The following is a 16,563-nucleotide window of genomic DNA, read 5'->3' on the forward strand; positions in this document are numbered from 1 at the left end:
CTGGGGGGTCTCGTGAACGTTCTCCGTGCGCTCGTCGTCTGCTTGGTGATCGCGTGTGCTGCCGCGGTTTCACCCGCCGTGCCCACGTCGTCCGCCGCGCCGGTGCCGCCGTCGGCCGCCGCCGGGAAGCCGGGCTGGTCGGCGCTGCCCGTACCCCCGGCGGCCTTCTCGCCCGTGACCGTGTCCGACCTCGCCGCGCGCGGCCCGCGCGAGGCGTGGGCGACGGGATACGAGCACGCCCCCGACGGAGTGCGGCCGATGCTGTACCGGTGGGACGGCACGGCCTGGAGCCGGGACACCACCTTCCCCGGCGCGAGCGGGTCGGGGTGGCTCGGCAAGGTGCAGTTCGTCGGCGACGAGGTGTGGGTCTTCCACAGCGGCGCGGAGGGAGGGGAGATCCTGCGCCGCTCCGCTGGAGGAGAGTGGAGTGTTCTCACGCTGCCGCAGGCCCTGTGGATCTACCAGGACTTCGCCGCGACAGCGGGCGGCGCCTGGGTGGTCGGTCAGGACGACAACGGGCTGAAGGTGCTGCACTACGACGGTTCCGGTTGGAGCACCCAATCCGTCCCGGACGAAGTGGCGTACGTGGCCGGGGTCACCGCGCGAACCGCCGACGACGCCTGGGCGTGGGCGGACACCAGCACCGGAACCACCGTCCTGCGCTGGGACGGCACGGAGTGGCGGGACGCGCGGGTGCCGCTGCCGTCGAACAGCAACGTGCACACGATCCTGCTCGAACCCTCGGGACGGGCCACGATCACCGGCACCCAGTACAGCGACGGTGTGCCCCGCGCCTACCTGATGACCTGGAACGGGCACACCTGGCACACCACCCACCCGCCGCTGGGCGACACCTACACCGAGTCCCTGGAGCGCGGCCCGGACGGCGCGCTGTGGGTGCCGGTGCGCAGCGACCGCGCGTTCCAGTCGAAGTACGCGCGGATACAGGGCTCCCGCACCACCTTCTCCTACGGCCCGGAGCGCGAGGACGCCATCGACGTCAAACCCCTCGCGCTGGCGAGGACCGGGTCCGCACTGCTGTCCTTCGGCACCGTCGAGATCTACGGCTCGAAACCCGTCCTGATGAGCGAGCGGCTGGGAGGCTGACCATGGCACGCAGACTTCTCCTCGCGGCCCTCGCCGCCGCCATGGCGGTCATCACCGTCATGACCCCGGCCGCGGCGGAAACCCTCTCCTGGCAACACGTTCCGGTCCCGGAACAGGTGCGCCCGCAGGCCGGGCTGAACGAGGCGGTGGCGGTCGGCCCCGACCGGGCCTGGGCGGTGGGCGCCGACGCCGTCGGCCGCACGGCGCCGGGCTACCCGCTGATGCTGCGCTGGGATGGCACCGCGTGGCAGCGCCAGAGCCTGCCCGGTGTCGGCTGGCAGGGCGAACTGCTGTCCGTCGCCGCGACGTCGCCGACCAGCGCCTGGGCGGTCGGCCGCGACTCGGCGGGCGGCGCCCGACTGCTCCGCTTCGACGGCGGCAAATGGTCCGAGCGCAGGGCGCCGCGCGGTCTCGTGCTGAACAAGGTCGTCGCGGGCGCCGGTGAGACCTGGCTGATCGGTTCGCGGGACTACGCGCAGGTACTGCTGCGCTGGGACGGCCGCGACTGGCAGGACCTGCCGGTGCCGTCAGGAGCCGTGTACGGGCTGGACATCAAGGCGGCCGACGACGTCTGGGCAGCGGGCGAGACCGGCTCGGGTGCGGCCGTGTCGCACTGGAACGGGCAGGAGTGGCAGCAGACGATCGTGAACGGGTTCCCGCGCTCGGCCGTCGGCAGTGTGCTGGCGGTCTCGCCGACGGAGGTGTGGGCGGGCGGCACAGCCGGGTTCGTCGGCGGCCCGGTGGGCAAGCCGATACCGCCCCTGCTGGTCCGCTGGGACGGGGAGAAGTGGAGCCAGGTGACCATGCCCACCGACTTCGGCGGGATCACCTCGCTGACGCCCACCTCGTCCGGCGAACTGGGCTGGGTCGCGGTGACCCGCTCGCAGAAGTGGGGCCCGCCCGGCAGCTATCCGCCGTGGGTCCCAGGGCCCGACTTCCTCGCCTGGAACGGGCAGTCGTTCAGTGAGTACGACGAGCCGACGGTGGCCGGGGAGGGCGACTCCTCGCTGCTGCGGCTGGCGCCGGTACCGGGCACGTCGACGGTGTGGTCGGTGGGCCGCGCCGCCGGGCCCGAGGGCACCTTCGCCCCACGCATCCTGCGGTTCGGCTGAGACGGCGAACAGGGCGGGGCCGGTCGACCGGCCCCGCCCCGCCCCGCCATGCCCCGCCCCGCCATGCCCCGCCCCGCCCTGCCCCGCCAACTCACGCCGCCCGTGCGGAAGATCGAACGCCCCCTTCTGCGCGACCGCGCACGACGCTAGCGTCCCGTGCATGGTGATACCCGCGCGTTTCAAGCGCCCCAGGCGCTCCAGGCGGAGAACGCTCGCCCTCACATCGGCCGCCCTCCTCGTGCCCCTCCTCGGCGCAGGCCCCTCGGCCCAGGCCGCGGCACAAGAACCCCAGCCCCGCACCGGGTTCGAGCGCACGAACGGGAAGGAGTGGACCAGCCAGCCCGACGAGACCCGCTTCCTCGACGCCGTGGACGCGGCCAGCGACCGCGTCGTCGTCGACGAGATCGGCAGCACCGCGCAGGGCCGCCCGCTGCGCCTCGTCCGGATCGGCGCCGACAGGCCCGCCGACGAGGACACCGTGCGACGCGGCAACTCCGTGCTGCTGGTGTGCTCCCAGCACGGCGACGAGCCCTCCGGGCGCGAGGCGTGTCTGTCCACGGTGCGCGACCTCGCCTTCGCCAAGGACGCCAGAACCCGGCGCTTCCTGGAGCGCACCCACGTCCTCGTCGTGCCCACGGCCAACCCCGACGGCCGCGCCGCCGACACCCGGGGCAACTCCGACGGTGTGGACATCAACCGCGACCACATCACCCTCGCGACGGCCGAGGCCCGCGCCCTGGCGGCCGTCTCCCGCGACTACCGCCCCGACGTCATGTACGACCTGCACGAGTACGGGGCCACCGTGCCGTACTACGTCAAGGACCTGCTCTCCCTGTGGCCGCGCAACCTCAACACCTCGGACGCGGTGCACAAGGAGTCCGAGACACTCTCCGAGTCGTATGTGCGCCCCTCCGCCGAGAAGGCCGGGTACAGCAGCGGCATCTACGGCATCTGGACCGACCCGGAGACGGGCGAGCCGGTCAAGCAGGTCGCCGGTGACGGACAGGAGCGGATCTTCCGGAACACAGCCGGGGCCAAGCACTCCATAGGCCAGCTCGTCGAGACGAGGGTCGATCCGCTGACGGACGAGGAGAAGGCCGACCCGGCGCTCAACAACCGTCGGCGCGTAGGTTCCCAACTCGCGGCCCTCGACGGCGCGTTCGCGTTCGCGCGCGAGCGCAGGGCGCGCGTCGAGGCCGCCACCACGGCCGCGCGGCTGACGGGGTGGGCCGATCGCGGACCCGTCTACCTCGGCGGCGCGGACAACGACCCCGCCGAGCCCGGCGAGATCATCCAGGACCCGCCCTGCGGCTACCGGCTGAGCGCCGCGCAGTGGAAGGACGTGCGCGACGAACTCGCCCTGCACGGCGTGCGCGCGCGGGAGAGCGGCGAGGGCGGCGACGGTGGCGCCTTCGTGCCCCTGCGGCAGTCGCAACGGGCCCTGGTTCCGCTGCTGTTGGACGAGCGCGCCGCGTACGAGCTGACCTCGGCCGAACCGGTCGCCACCTGCCGCTGACGGTACGTCACACACCGCACGTCGCATGTCATGTGCCGGTGCCCCCGGTTGACGCGTCACCCGGGGGCACCCCGGTCTCACACGGCAACGTCACACGGCGTCGGCCACCAGCCGCGCGGCGTCCACGGCGCACCCCCAGGAGACCGTGACCCCGGCCCCGCCGTGCCCGTAGTTGTGCACGCACAGCGCGCCCCCCGGCAGACGCTCCGCCTCCAGCCGCACACGCGGCCTGTACGGGCGCAGCCCCACCCGGTGCTCCAGTACCCGCGCGTGCGCCAGTGCCGGGCGGACGCGGGCGCAGCGCCGGATGATCGCCTCGGCCGTCGCGGGGTCGGGCACCGTTTCGCCCGAGCCGTCCTGGGCCGTGCCGCCCAGGACGGCGCCGAAGGGCTGGGGAAGGATGTAGGTGGTGTGTACGGGATCGCTCACCGGGTCCGCGTACCACTCCTCGACGCCCGGGTTCTCCACGACGACGATCTGGCCGCGCACGGGGCGCATCAGCGGGTCGGGCACCAGCTCGCGGGCGCCGAGCCCCGTGCAGTTGACCACCACGCCCGCCCCGTCACCCGCCCCACCGGCCGTGGCGCCGGCCGCCTCGTCGAGCGAGGTCGCCGTGCGCCGCTCGTACCGGCCGCCCGCGCGCTCCAGCCGTCCGCGCAGATACGGGAGATAGGCGCGCATGTCGATCAGCGGGGCCAGCGTCCTGGGCCCCACGAGCGCGGCCCACTCCGGCGGCACGTCCCCGTCGTCCCGCATGAAGCCGGGCACCAGCCGTACGCCCGTCAGGTCCGGCTGTTCGGCCAGCCAGGCGAAGTTGCGGAACGCGCGCACCGACCAGTCGAGCGCCTGCCGCTCCGGCTCGATGCGGTACGGCCAGCACAGCCCGCCCGCCACCGACGAGGTGGTCTCCGGCTCCGGATCGCGGCCCCACACCCGCACGGGCATGCCGCGCTCGGCCAGCAGCACCGCCGTCGTCAGCCCGATGACCCCGCCGCCCAGCACGATCACGTCATCCATGGACGCGACGGTACCCGCTGCCTGCCGGAAGGCGCCGCTGCCCGAAAGGGCGGTGCCCGCTGCCCGAAGGTGCGGCGTCCACTGCCCGGAAGGGGAACCTCCGGCCGACGGCGGGGGAAGGCCCGACGGGCGGAGGGAACACGTCCGTACGGGCCCGGGTGCCGCCTCTTTCCGGAATGGGCGCGGCCGGGGGCGCGGCCCCCGGGACGTGGCGATACTCGGGCCATGCATGCCGAGTACGCGAGCTTCGCACTGGCTCCGGCGACGCGCACCGGGGGAGTCCTGCCCGGCGGCGCCTACCAGGCACACCGTGACTTCCTCGACTTCGTCGTGGACGGCAGGCCGCTGCTGTCGCGGCTCGACGACGTGGACGCCGTCTCACCGCTCGCCGCCGACCTGGGCCCGACCGTCTTCACGGCCCACGTCCGGAGCCTGCTGCTGGAGTCCGAGGCGCCGCTGGACGGCGGGCGCCATGTCCTCTACGGCTGCCCCGAGTGCGAGGACCTGGGCTGCGGCGCCGTCACGGCGGTGATCGAGCGCGAGGGCGACGGGGAGGACGGGGGAGAGGACGCGGCCGTCGTCTGGCGGGACTTCGCCTGGCAGACGGACGTCAAGGTTGACCTGGAGCGCGACGGCTACCCCGGCATCGGCCCGTTCCGCTTCCGTGCGCGGGAGTACCGCGCTGAGCTGGAGCGGCTGCTCGCCGAGGGCGGCGCCGAGGCACCCCCGCGCCGCGTCCTGCTGGTCGGTGCGCGGGCCCCCGTGCTCACGCGGCTCGCCAAGGCGCTGCGGCAGACGGGCATCGGGGCCGAGATCTCCCGTGAAGCTGCGGGCGCCTCGCCCGAGGAACTGCGCGGCTACGCGGCCGTCGCGTTCGACCGCGCCGTGGGAGCGGAGGAACGGCGCGCCGTACGCGCCGCCTTCGCCGCTGCGGGCTCGGACGCAGTCTTCCTGGAGGGGCCGGCGCCCGTCGTCCCCGTGCTCGTCGCACAGACGGAACAGGCACTGGACAGGGCGGCGCGCGGTCGGCGGCAGCTCGTCGCGCTGGAGGCGTCCGGCACGACGGTCACCGTCGGGACGGCGGTCCCCTGCCGGGTCCGGCTGACCGCCTACCGGCTCGACCGCCTCCACCGCACCCGTACCCGCACCCGCGAGCTGCTGGACACCACCCTGGAGGCCGGGACCCACAGCCTGGAGCTGGACGCGCGCACGGCACGCGGCGAGTCGTTCGTCGTCGCGCGCACGACGAGCAATGTGCTGGTCGTGCCGGTGACGCGCTCGCGCCCCGGGGCGTGAGACGGCCCCGGACGGGCTCCCTGCCGGGATCTTAAGCTGGCGGTGTGAACAGGACCGATCGCCTCTACGCGCTCGTCGAAGAGCTGCGGGCCGTGGCACCGCGCCCGCGCAGCGCGCGCCGGCTGGCCGACCACTTCGAGGTCAGCGTGCGCACGATCGAGCGCGACATCGCCGCGTTGCAGCAGTCGGGCGTGCCGATCTGGGCCGAACCCGGGCGCACGGGCGGCTACTGCCTCGACAGGTCCCGCACCCTGCCGCCAGTGAACCTCACCCCCGACGAGGCCGTCGCGATGGCCCTGGCACTGCGCCGGATGGAGGGGACGCCGTTCCGGGCGACGGCGGGCTCGGCGCTGCGGAAGCTGGTCGCGGCGATGGGGCGCGACGACGCCGACGCCGCGCACGAGCGTGCCGGGCGCATCCACCTGCTGGGCCCGCTGGACCCCTCGGACCCGCCAGGACCGCCCCGCCGCTCGGGCCCGTCCCACTCGCCAGGACCGTCCCACCCGTCGGGCCCGCCCGGCCCGGTGCCGCGTGCCGTGGCCGACGCGCTGTCCACCGGGCGCGTCCTGCGCCTCGCCTACGGCGACCGCGAGGGCGACACGACGACGCGGGACGTCGAGCCGCTCGGCTACGTCGGCTCCCCGTACCACTGGTACCTCGTGGGCTGGTGCCGCCTGCGCGACGCCGTCCGCGTCTTCCGCACCGACCGGATCGTCTCCGTCACCGTCACCGCCGAGGTGCCCGCGCCGAGGGAGTTGCGGCGCGAGGACCTCGACATCCCGTACGGGGAGGTCCGGCAGCTCACCCTGGGCTGACCCATGGGCGGGCGGCTGGCCGGTCCCGCGTCAGTCGCGCGCGGCGGGCGGAGCGGGCGGGGTGAACACGGAGAAGTGGTTGCCGGCCGGGTCCAGCACATGCGCGAACGTCACCCCGACCGGATTGACCTTCGGCTCGCGCTGCACCGATCCCCCGGCCGCCTCCACCCGGCGGCACGTGGCCGCCACGTCCTCGACGAGCACGCTGAAGACCGCGTAGCCCGGCATCTTGCCCGCCGTGTCGAACAGCCCGCCGCGCAGCCCGTCCCCGTCACCCGTGGTGACGACCTGGTACGCGGCGTCCGTGCTCTTGGTGTCGTCGTGCGCGACGGTCCACCCGAACACGTCACCGTAGAACCGCTCGGCGCCCGCCGGGTCGTCGGTACCGACCTCGAACCAGGCGACCTCGTTGATTCCAGGCATGTCGCTCCATCCCTCATGTGCGCCGGGTCCCTCCCGGCCCGTCCTACGTTCCTCGGCGACGGCGACAGCCCCCTGTCGGTGTTTACGGCCGGTCACGGGTGCGGCGCGTCACACCTCCTCCAGCTCCTCCGGATCCAGCGCGGTCAGTTCGCCGTCGAGCCGGAGCCAGCGCGTGATGCCGATCTCGCGCAGGAACGGCACATCGTGGCTGGCCACGACCAGCGCGCCCTCGTACGCCGCCAGCGCCTCGCCGAGCTGCCGCACGCTCGCCATGTCCAGGTTGTTCGTCGGCTCGTCCAGCATCAGCAACTGCGGCGCGGGCTCGGCCAGCATGAGCGCCGCCAGCGTCGCCCGGAAGCGCTCGCCGCCCGAGAGGGTGCCCACGGGCTGGTCGGCCCGCGCGCCCTTGAAGAGGAAGCGCGCCAACTGCGCCCTGATCCTGTTGTGCGTGGCCAGCGGCGCGAACCGTGCCACGTTCCGTACCACCGACAGGTCCTCGTCCAGCACGTCGAGCCGCTGCGGCAGATAGCGCAGCGGCACATGGGCCACCGCCTCGCCGCTCACCGGCGCGAGCTGCCCCGCGACGGTGCGCAGGAGTGTGGACTTGCCCGCGCCGTTCGGGCCTGTCAGCGCGATGCGCTCGGGCCCGTGCACATCCAGGTGCGCACGGGCGCCGCAGCGCAGCTCCGCCTCGCGCAGCGTGAGCACCTGCCGTCCCTTCGGCACGGCGGTGAAGGGGAGATCGACGCGGATCTCGTCGTCGTCCCTGACGTGTCCGACGGCCTCGTCGAGCCGCTCCCTCGCCTCCTCCAGCTTCTGTTCGTGCATGATGCGGTGCTTGCCAGCCGAGACCTGCGCCTCGCGCTTGCGCAGCCCCATGACGATCTTGGGCTCGCGCTTGCTGGCCTGCATCTTGTTGCCGTAGCGCACGCGCTTGGCCAGCTTGCTCCGCGCCTCGGCCAGTTCGCGCTTCTGCCGCTTCATGTCCGACTCCGCGACGCGCACCATGCGCTCGGCGGCCTCCTGCTCGGTGGCGACGGCCTCCTCGTACGCGTCGAAGCCGCCCCCGTACCCGTGGATGCCGTCGGCGCGCAGATCGGCGATCTGGTCCACGCGGCGCAGGAGTTCCCTGTCGTGGCTGACCACGATCAGCACCCCGTGCCATCCGGCCACGGCGTCGTAGAGCCGGTGCCGGGCACGCAGGTCGAGGTTGTTCGTCGGCTCGTCCAGCAGCAGCACGTCGGGGCGCCGCAGCAGCAGCGCCGCCAGCCGCAGCAGGACGCACTCGCCGCCCGAGACGTCCCCGATGGTGCGGTCCAGGCCGATGTGGCCGAGGCCGAGCTGACCGAGCGTGGCGAGGGCGCGCTCCTCCACGTCCCAGTCCTCGCCGACGGCCGCGAAGTGCTCCTCGGCCGCGTCGCCCGCCTCGATGGCGTGCAGCGCGGCCCGCGTACGCGCGATGCCGAGCGCTTCGTCGACGCGCAGCGCGGTGTCCAGGGCGAGGTTCTGCGGCAGATAGCCGATCTCGCCCTCGACGCGCACCGTGCCCCCGGCGGGTGACAGCTCCCCGGCGACGAGCTTGAGCAGGGTGGACTTGCCGGTGCCGTTGAGCCCGATCAGCCCGGTGCGGCCCGGCCCGGCCGTCCAGTCGAGCGCTTCGAACACGGTGGTGCCGTCGGGCCAGGCGAAGGAGAGGCCGGTGCAGACGACGGACGCGGTGGTGTGGGTTGACATAGGTGGTGCCTCCAGAGGCGTGGCACGTGGACATGTGGCCACGTGCCACGCGGGCGCGTAGGGATGACGGGCAGCGCGTGGAGACACCGGACCCCGCGGACGGCGGGGTGGAGGAGCGGGGAGACGGAGAGGGGAAACGGCTCGCGGCTCGCATCCGAGGTCACACTCGTGGGCACACACGACGGGGCGCACGGTGTCTCAGGACCTCAGACGAGCAACGGCCTCTCCTATCGACGGCAACAGGGCCAGTGCTGGAAGGTACGCCGCGGGGTTGGCGCGTGCAAGTCTTTTTCCGCGCGCCGGGGTGTGCTGTCCTGCGGGACATGGTTCCCGCCGCCGCAGCCCCCAGCCCGTTCCCCACCGTCCCCCTCCGCCCCGTCGAGGTGCCCGCCGACGAGGCCGAGGAGCGCTGCCGGGCCTTCCACCAGGTGATGTCCCAGCGCCGCACCGTGCGCGACTTCGACCCCGCGCCCCTCCCCGAAGGTGTCGTCGAGTGGGCCGTGCGCACCGCCGCGACGGCGCCCAGCGGCGCCAACGTGCAGCCCTGGCGCTTCGTCGTCCTCACCGACCCCGACCGCAAGAGGCGGCTGCGCGAGGCGGCCGAGGCCGAGGAGCGGGAGTTCTACGGGCGCCGTGCCTCCGAGGAGTGGCTGACGGCGCTGGCCCCCCTCGGCACCGACGCGCACAAGCCCTTCCTGGAGACCGCGCCCGCCGTCATCGTCGTCTTCGAGGTGCACAAGGGCCCGAACTCGCCGCGCCCGTACTACACGAAGGAGTCGGTCGGCATCGCCGTCGGCCTTCTCGTCGCGGCCCTCCACCAGGCGGGCCTGGCCACCCTCACCCACACCCCCAGCCCCATGCGCTTCCTCAACGAGATCTGCGAACGCCCCGCCGAGGAGCGCGCTGCCTACGTCGTGCCCGTCGGCTACCCGGCTCCCGGCGCGCGCGTGCCCGACATCCACCGCAAGCCACTGGACGAGGTGATGGTGCGGCTGTGACGGGTCCCCGCCGGGCCTCCGGCAGGCGCCCGGCGGCGGAAAATCCGCGCGACCGCCCCGCTCGGCCGCGGCTACGATCAGGTCACTGTGTCTGCCACTCTTCTCGCCAAAGACCTCGCCGCAGGTCACGGCCCGCGCTCCCTGTTCACCGGCCTCGGCCTCGTCGTCGCGCCGGGGGACGTGATCGGGCTCGTCGGTGCCAACGGCGCTGGAAAGTCCACCCTGCTGCGCCTGCTCGCGGGCCTCGACGAGCCGGAGGAGGGCAGCGTGCAGCTCACCCCGCCGACCGCGACGGTGGGCCACCTGCCGCAGGAGCCCGAGCGCCGGGAGGGGGAGACCGTCCGCGGTTTCCTGGCGCGCCGCACCGGCGTCGCACGGGCCCAGGCGGACCTCGACGCGGGCGCGCAGGCCCTCGCCGACGGCAGCCCCGGAGCCGACGACGCCTACGCCGTCGCACTGGACCGCTGGCTCGCCCTCGGCGCGGCCGACCTCGACGAGCGCGCCGAGGAGGTCACGGCCCAGCTCGGACTCGACACCGGCCTCGACCGCCCCATGACGGCCCTCTCCGGCGGCCAGGCGGCCCGCGCGTCGCTCGCCTCGCTGCTGCTGAGCCGCTACGACGTCTTCCTGCTGGACGAGCCGACGAACGACCTGGACATGGACGGGCTGCGCCGCCTGGAGTCCTTCGTCACGGGGCTGCGCGCGGGCACGGTGCTGGTGAGCCACGACCGCGAGTTCCTGGCGCGTACGGTCACCGGCGTCCTGGAGATCGACCTCGCGCAGCAGCGGGTCGGCCTCTTCGGCGGCGGCTACGAGGCGTATCTGGAGGAGCGCGAGCGGGCCCGCCGCCACGCGCGTGAGGAGTACGAGGAGTACGCGGAGACCCGCGCCTCCCTGGAGGCACGGGCGCGCACCCAGCGCGGCTGGATGGACAAGGGCGTGCGCAACGCGCGCCGCAAGGCACCCGACGGCGACAAGCTGCTGCGCAACGCGCGGATCGAGGCCACCGAGAAGCAGGCGTCCAAGGCCCGTCAGACGGACCGCATGATCGAGCGCCTGGACGTGGTGGAGGAGCCGCGCAAGGAGTGGGAGCTGCGCATGGAGATCGCCTCTGCGCCCCGCTCGGGCGCTGTCGTGGCCACCCTGCGCGGCGCGCGCGTGCGGCGCGGTGACTTCGTCCTCGGCCCCGTGGACCTCCAGATCGACTGGCGCGACCGCGTCGCCATCACCGGCGCCAACGGCTCAGGCAAGTCCACGCTGCTGGCCACCCTGCTGGAGCGGCTGACCCCGGACGAGGGCACGGCGACGCTCGGCTCGGGCGTCGTCGTGGGCGAGATCGACCAGGCACGGCGGCTGTTCTTCGGCGAGGAGGCGCTGCTCGACGCCTTCCGCGCGGCCGTGCCGGGGCTCGAACCCGCCGACGTACGGACGCTGCTGGCCAAGTTCGGCCTCAAGGCAGACCACGTGCTGCGCCCCGCCGTGACCCTCTCACCCGGCGAACGCACCCGCGCCGCGCTCGCGCAGCTCCAGGGCCGCGGGGTGAACCTGCTGGTCCTGGACGAGCCGACGAACCATCTCGACCTGCCCGCGATCGAGCAACTGGAGTCGGCGCTCGCCTCGTACGAGGGCACGCTGCTGCTGGTCACGCACGACCGCCGGATGCTCTCCGCCGTCGAGGTGACGCGCCGCCTGGACGTCGACGGCGGCACGGTGACCGAACTCTGAGAGCCGGAACCGCAAGGGCCGGGACCGCCCCGCGAAGGGGCGGCCCCGGCCACAGGCGGGAGGCGCGGGCTACTTGCCGCCGCCCAGGAGGCCCGCGCGGCGCAGCGCCTCCGCCATCTCGTTGTTCGCGGGCGCCGCGTCACGCCGCTTGCCGCCACCGCCGCCCTGACCACGGCCGCCCTGCCCCTGGGAGCCGCCACCGCCCTGACTCTGGCCCTGCCTGGCGCCGCCGCCACCGCTGCCGCCCTGCCGCTGACGGGGCGCCCCGCCACGGCGCTGCCGCTCGCCGCCCTGGCGCCTGCCGCCGCCCTCGGCGCCGGATCCTGAGCCCGAGCCGTCGGCGGCCTCGTCGTCGAGCCGCAGCGTCAGCGAGATCCGCTTGCGCGCCGCGTCCACGTCCAGGACCTTCACCTTCACGATGTCGCCGGACTTGACCACGTCGTGCGGGTCCTTGACGAACGTGCGCGACATCGCCGACACATGGACGAGCCCGTCCTGGTGCACGCCGACGTCCACGAAGGCGCCGAACGCGGCGACGTTGGTGACGACGCCCTCCAGGATCATCCCGGCCTCAAGATCCCCCAGCTTCTCCACGCCCTCCTTGAAGCTGGCCGTCTTGAAGGCGGGACGCGGGTCGCGGCCCGGCTTCTCCAGCTCCTTGAGGATGTCGTTGACCGTCGGCAGACCGAAGGAGTCGTCCACGAAGTCCGCCGCGTTCAGCGACCGCAGCACGGCGGTGTTGCCGACCAGCGACGGCACGTCCGTCGCCGCCGCCTTCACCATCGTGCGGACCACCGGATACGCCTCGGGGTGCACGCTGGAGGCGTCCAGCGGGTCGTCGCCGCCGCGGATGCGCAGGAAGCCCGCGCACTGCTCGTACGCCTTCGGGCCCAGCCGCGCCACGTCCTTCAGCTCCGCGCGGTTCTTGAACGGGCCGTTGTCGTCGCGGTGCGCCACGATGTTCTCGGCCAGGACGGTGCCGATGCCCGAGACCCGTGACAGAAGCGGCGCCGAGGCCGTGTTGACGTCCACGCCGACGCCGTTCACACAGTCCTCCACCACCGCGTCCAGCGAGCGCGACAGCTTCACCTCGGACAGATCGTGCTGGTACTGGCCGACGCCGATCGACTTCGGGTCGATCTTGACCAGCTCGGCCAGCGGGTCCTGGAGCCGCCGCGCGATGGAGACGGCGCCGCGCAGCGACACGTCCAGCTCCGGCAGTTCCTGCGAGGCGAACGCGGAGGCGGAGTACACCGAGGCGCCCGCCTCGGAGACCATCACCTTCGTCAGCTTCAGCTCGGGCCGCTTGGCGATCAGCTCACCGGCCAGCTTGTCCGTCTCGCGCGAGGCCGTGCCGTTCCCGATCGCGACCAGCTCGACGGAGTGCGCCTCGGCCAGCGCAGCCAGCCTGGCGAGGGCCTCGTCCCACTGCTTCTGCGGGGCGTGCGGGTAGACGGTGTCGGTGGCGGCGACCTTGCCCGTCGCGTCGATGACGGCGACCTTCACACCCGTGCGCAGCCCCGGGTCGAGACCGAGCGTGGCCCGCGTACCTGCGGGCGCCGCGAGCAGCAGATCGCGCAGGTTCGCCGCGAAGACGCGGACCGCCTCGTCCTCGGCCGCCGTGCGCAGCCGCAGCCGCAGATCGATGCCCAGGTGCACCAGGACGCGGGTGCGCCAGGCCCAGCGCACCGTCTCGGCCAGCCAGGCGTCGGCGGGACGGCCCTGGTCGCTGACGCCGAAGCGGTGCGCGATGGCGCGCTCGTACGAGGAGGGGCCGTCCGTGCCCTCCGCCTCACCGGCGGGCTCCGGGTCGAGGTTGAGGTCCAGGACCTCCTCCTTCTCGCCGCGCAGCATCGCCAGCACCCGGTGGGAGGGCAGCTCGGTGAAGGGCTCGGCGAAGTCGAAGTAGTCCTTGAACTTGGCGCCCTGCTCCTCCTTGCCCTCGCGGACCTTCGCGGCCAGCCGCCCACGGCTCCACATGCGCTCGCGCAGCTCGCCGATGAGGTCGGCGTCCTCGCTGAAGCGCTCGGCCAGGATCGCGCGGGCGCCGTCCAGGGCCGCGGCGGTGTCCGCGACGCCCTTGCCGTCGTCCACGAAGGCGGCAGCGGCGGCCGTCGGCTCCACCGACGGGTCACCCAGCAGCCCCTCGGCCAGCGGTTCGAGACCGGCCTCGCGCGCGATCTGCGCCTTGGTGCGGCGCTTGGGCTTGTACGGGAGGTAGATGTCCTCCAGCCGCGCCTTCGACTCGGCGGCCCTGATGCGGGCCTCCAGCGCGTCGTCGAGCTTGCCCTGCGAGCGGACGGACTCCAGGACCGCCTCGCGCCGCTCCTCCAGCTCCCGCAGATAGCGCAGCCGTTCCTCAAGGGTGCGCAACTGCGCGTCGTCGAGTGTCTCGGTCGCTTCCTTGCGGTAGCGCGCGATGAACGGCACGGTCGACCCGCCGTCGAGCAGCTCGACCGCGGCCTTGACCTGCCGCTCCCGTACGCCGAGCTCCTCGGCGATCCTGCCTTCGATGGTCGTCGTCACGATGGTTCGTTCCGCCTTCTCGGTGCTGGTTGTCCCCCGGTGAGGCAAGCATTGTGGCAGGTGGCGACGGAGAGCGGGCGGTCAGACTCGGTCCGGGCCACACCTGTGACCCGGACCGTGACGATGAGCTGTGCCTTGTACGCGGATGTGCGCGGACGCGGCCGTACGCGACGCGCTACACGCGGCGTCCGGTCCGGGACGCGCCGCCGAAGAGACGTGCCAGCAGTCGGAAGGGAAGGGTGACGACGGTCGCGATGGCGCCGCCCACCATGCGGAGTGCGTCTGCGATTGCTCGGAACATGGCGTACGGGTAGCCAGCGCCCCGGCCCGTAAACGGCCCCCCGCACGCCGGGCGCGCGCACCTGCGGTCCCTCCGCTCAGCCCTTCCCCATGAGGTCGGAGGGGAACGCGCCCGCGCCGAGGGCGGTCGCGGTGAAGGCGCTCGCCAGCTCCGTCAGCCGCTCCACGGCCTCGGCGCCCAGGTGCTCGTACGGGGCCCGGTCCATCAGGTCGGTCCGGTGCTCCACGTCCTTGCGCAGCGCCACGCCGCTCTCGGTCAGCTCGCCCGAGGCGTCCAGCAGCCCGCGCCCGCGCAGCCGCTCCTGCGCGGCGGCCCAGTCCTGCTGGTTGTAACCACGGGTGGCCAGCAGCCACTTGGGGTTCTGGCCCTTGCCCGTCGCGCTGTGGCTGACCAGGGCCTCCAGCGGGTCGAGCTCTGCCTGCTGGAGCGCTGCCAGGTGCGCGTCGCCCCGGTGCTCGCGCAGCAGGGTGGCGCCGTGCCAGAGCGCGAGGTGCGCGTCGTCGGGCACGGGGAGGTCGGCGTTGGCCGCGTAGAGCGGTCGTCCCGGGCGGGTGCACGCCTCGGCGGCGCGCAGCGTGAGGCGGGCTGCCTCCGCCATCTCCGGCGAGGCGATGGCGTCCTCGCCCAGCAGCCTGCGCAGCGTCGCGTCGGCGGCGCGCAGCCGCGCGGCGATCACGGTGTCGGGGGAGGCGAACTCCCACGCCTCGGGTATGAAGCGCGCGACGAGCTTGTGGTGGAAGTTGTAGAAGGTCGCGGTGACGGCCCCCGCACCCACCGCGCCCAGCGGCGCGGCGCGCGCCATCAGATACACGGCGCTCGGGTCTTCGACGCCGTAGGGGGCCAGCTCTTTGCCCAGGTCAGGGGCGAAGTAGAGGGTGGAGTGCAGCGGGTTGATCACGTTGTGGCAGCGGCGCCCGGCGCGCTCGGGGAGTGACGTCATGCCCGTACGCTACCTATGGGTAATAGCCTCCATGAGCGCTGGGCGGAAGAAAACCCTCCGTGTGCGCTGACCGCACGTTCCCTCCACGCTCTCTCCATGCGCTCTTCACGGCGCCCCGTGGTGTCGGCGCCCGTTTTCCTGCGCCCGCTCACGGCTGCCAGGTGAACCGAGGCGCGCGGCGCTCCAGGAACGCGGCGACGCCCTCGGCCGCCTCCCCGCTGCCCTCCGCCTCGCGCTCCCAGTGGGCGACGCGTGCCGCGTCGGCCTGCCCGTCGGCGAACTCCTTCGCCGCCGCCTGCGTGAGCTGCGAGCGGGCGGCGAGCCCGCGCGCGAAGCCGGTCACGCGGGCTTCGAGCGCGTCGTCCGGATGGGTCTCGTCGACGAGTCCGGTGCGCAGCGCGCGCTCTGCGCCGATCAGCTCCCCGGAGAAGAGCAGGTGCTTGGCGGCCGAGGGTCCGACGAGGCGCACCAGCCGCCGCGTCGAGGAGGCCGGGTAGACGATGCCCAGTTTCGCCGGGGTGATCCCGAAGAGCGCGCTCTCGGCCGCGAAGCGCAGGTCGCAGGCGACGGCGAGCTGACAGCCCCCGCCCACGCAGTGCCCGCGCACGGCGGCCACCGTCGGCTTGGGGAACGCGGCCAGCGCTTCCTCTGCCGCCACCGCGAGCCTCTGCGAGGGACCGGCGGAATCGCGCAGCGTGGAGATGTCGGCCCCGGCGCAGAAGGTGTCGTCGGCGCCGGTGAGCACGAGGGCCCTGACGGCGGGGTCCGCGGCCAGCTTCTTGAGCAGCGGGGGCAGTTCGCGCCACATGCCGGGCGTCATCGCGTTCCGCTTGGCGGGGTGCCTGATGGTGAGGGTCGCGACGCCGTCTTCGGTCCGGCTGAGCAGGGCGGGCGGGGCTGGCTCCATGAGTCGGATCGTATCCGCGGAGCAGTCAGGGACAGCCGCGGCGCACATGCAAGATCAGTCACAGAACTGATCGGCGCGTAAGTCTTCTGTCAAATGCCATCGATAAGTGCCGACTTGCAGTCACACGACCGGACCAGGGCCGTTCC

At 73.5% G+C, this 16,563-nt stretch carries 14 protein-coding genes; 7 read left to right on the plus strand and 7 right to left on the minus strand.

The features are described 5' to 3' along the window. Positions 1 to 12 precede the first annotated feature (12 nt). From ACYVOO_RS28035 to ACYVOO_RS28045, 3 genes are all read left to right on the plus strand, one after another. A complete protein-coding gene (locus tag ACYVOO_RS28035) occupies positions 13 to 1,107 on the plus strand; it encodes a hypothetical protein (protein ID WP_461018496.1) in 1,095 nt (364 codons plus the stop codon). A 2-nt stretch (positions 1,108 to 1,109) separates the two neighbouring features. Next, entirely contained in the window at positions 1,110 to 2,219 is a 1,110-nt protein-coding gene (locus ACYVOO_RS28040; protein ID WP_461018497.1) for a beta propeller repeat protein, read from the plus strand. Between the two features lie 160 nt (positions 2,220 to 2,379). Continuing rightward, positions 2,380 to 3,735, plus strand: coding sequence for a M14 family metallopeptidase (locus ACYVOO_RS28045; protein WP_461018498.1), 1,356 nt, complete (start codon positions 2,380 to 2,382; stop codon positions 3,733 to 3,735). 90 nt (positions 3,736 to 3,825) lie between these two features. On the opposite strand, the gene ACYVOO_RS28050 is transcribed toward ACYVOO_RS28045, so the two are convergent. Continuing rightward, a complete protein-coding gene (locus ACYVOO_RS28050) occupies positions 3,826 to 4,752 on the minus strand; it encodes an FAD-dependent oxidoreductase (RefSeq protein WP_461018499.1) in 927 nt (308 codons plus the stop codon). A gap of 225 nt (positions 4,753 to 4,977) precedes the next feature. Here ACYVOO_RS28050 and ACYVOO_RS28055 point away from each other — a divergent pair, with 225 nt between their 5' ends. Both ACYVOO_RS28055 and ACYVOO_RS28060 read left to right on the plus strand, forming a co-directional pair. Next, complete coding sequence (locus ACYVOO_RS28055; protein ID WP_461018500.1) at positions 4,978 to 6,048, plus strand: oxidoreductase; 1,071 nt, start codon at positions 4,978 to 4,980, stop codon at positions 6,046 to 6,048. Positions 6,049 to 6,092: 44 nt separating this feature from the next. After that, on the plus strand, positions 6,093 to 6,863 hold the full coding sequence (locus ACYVOO_RS28060; protein WP_461018501.1) for a helix-turn-helix transcriptional regulator: 771 nt from the start codon (positions 6,093 to 6,095) through the stop codon (positions 6,861 to 6,863). A 30-nt stretch (positions 6,864 to 6,893) separates the two neighbouring features. Here the strand turns inward: ACYVOO_RS28060 and ACYVOO_RS28065 are convergent, their stop codons facing one another. Further along, the gene (locus tag ACYVOO_RS28065; RefSeq protein ID WP_461018502.1) at positions 6,894 to 7,286 is read right to left on the minus strand and encodes a VOC family protein; all 393 of its coding nucleotides are present in this window, start codon (positions 7,284 to 7,286) and stop codon (positions 6,894 to 6,896) included. A gap of 108 nt (positions 7,287 to 7,394) precedes the next feature. Further along, positions 7,395 to 9,020 (minus strand): ABC-F family ATP-binding cassette domain-containing protein, encoded by a 1,626-nt coding sequence (locus ACYVOO_RS28070; protein WP_461018503.1) that lies wholly within the window; start codon positions 9,018 to 9,020, stop codon positions 7,395 to 7,397. Positions 9,021 to 9,343: 323 nt separating this feature from the next. Here ACYVOO_RS28070 and ACYVOO_RS28075 point away from each other — a divergent pair, with 323 nt between their 5' ends. Then, a complete protein-coding gene (locus ACYVOO_RS28075; RefSeq protein ID WP_461018504.1) occupies positions 9,344 to 10,018 on the plus strand; it encodes a nitroreductase family protein in 675 nt (224 codons plus the stop codon). Between the two features lie 87 nt (positions 10,019 to 10,105). Further along, positions 10,106 to 11,743: an ABC-F family ATP-binding cassette domain-containing protein gene (locus ACYVOO_RS28080; RefSeq protein WP_461018505.1), complete on the plus strand. Its 1,638-nt coding sequence runs from the start codon at positions 10,106 to 10,108 to the stop codon at positions 11,741 to 11,743. A gap of 69 nt (positions 11,744 to 11,812) precedes the next feature. Here ACYVOO_RS28080 and ACYVOO_RS28085 read toward each other — a convergent pair whose 3' ends face one another. From ACYVOO_RS28085 to ACYVOO_RS28100, 4 genes are all read right to left on the minus strand, one after another. Further along, positions 11,813 to 14,269, minus strand: a complete 2,457-nt coding sequence (locus ACYVOO_RS28085; protein WP_461018506.1) for a Tex family protein — start codon at positions 14,267 to 14,269, stop codon at positions 11,813 to 11,815. A gap of 175 nt (positions 14,270 to 14,444) precedes the next feature. Then, entirely contained in the window at positions 14,445 to 14,570 is a 126-nt protein-coding gene (locus ACYVOO_RS28090; protein WP_386449778.1) for an LPFR motif small protein, read from the minus strand. A 76-nt stretch (positions 14,571 to 14,646) separates the two neighbouring features. After that, the gene (locus tag ACYVOO_RS28095; protein WP_461018507.1) at positions 14,647 to 15,510 is read right to left on the minus strand and encodes an SCO6745 family protein; all 864 of its coding nucleotides are present in this window, start codon (positions 15,508 to 15,510) and stop codon (positions 14,647 to 14,649) included. Positions 15,511 to 15,658: 148 nt separating this feature from the next. Further along, positions 15,659 to 16,417 carry an enoyl-CoA hydratase/isomerase family protein gene (locus tag ACYVOO_RS28100; protein WP_461018508.1) on the minus strand — a complete coding sequence of 253 codons (759 nt, stop codon included), beginning with the start codon at positions 16,415 to 16,417 and terminating at the stop codon, positions 15,659 to 15,661. Between the last annotated feature and the right edge of the window lie 146 nt (positions 16,418 to 16,563).

This window comes from Streptomyces daliensis (assembly GCF_054782395.1).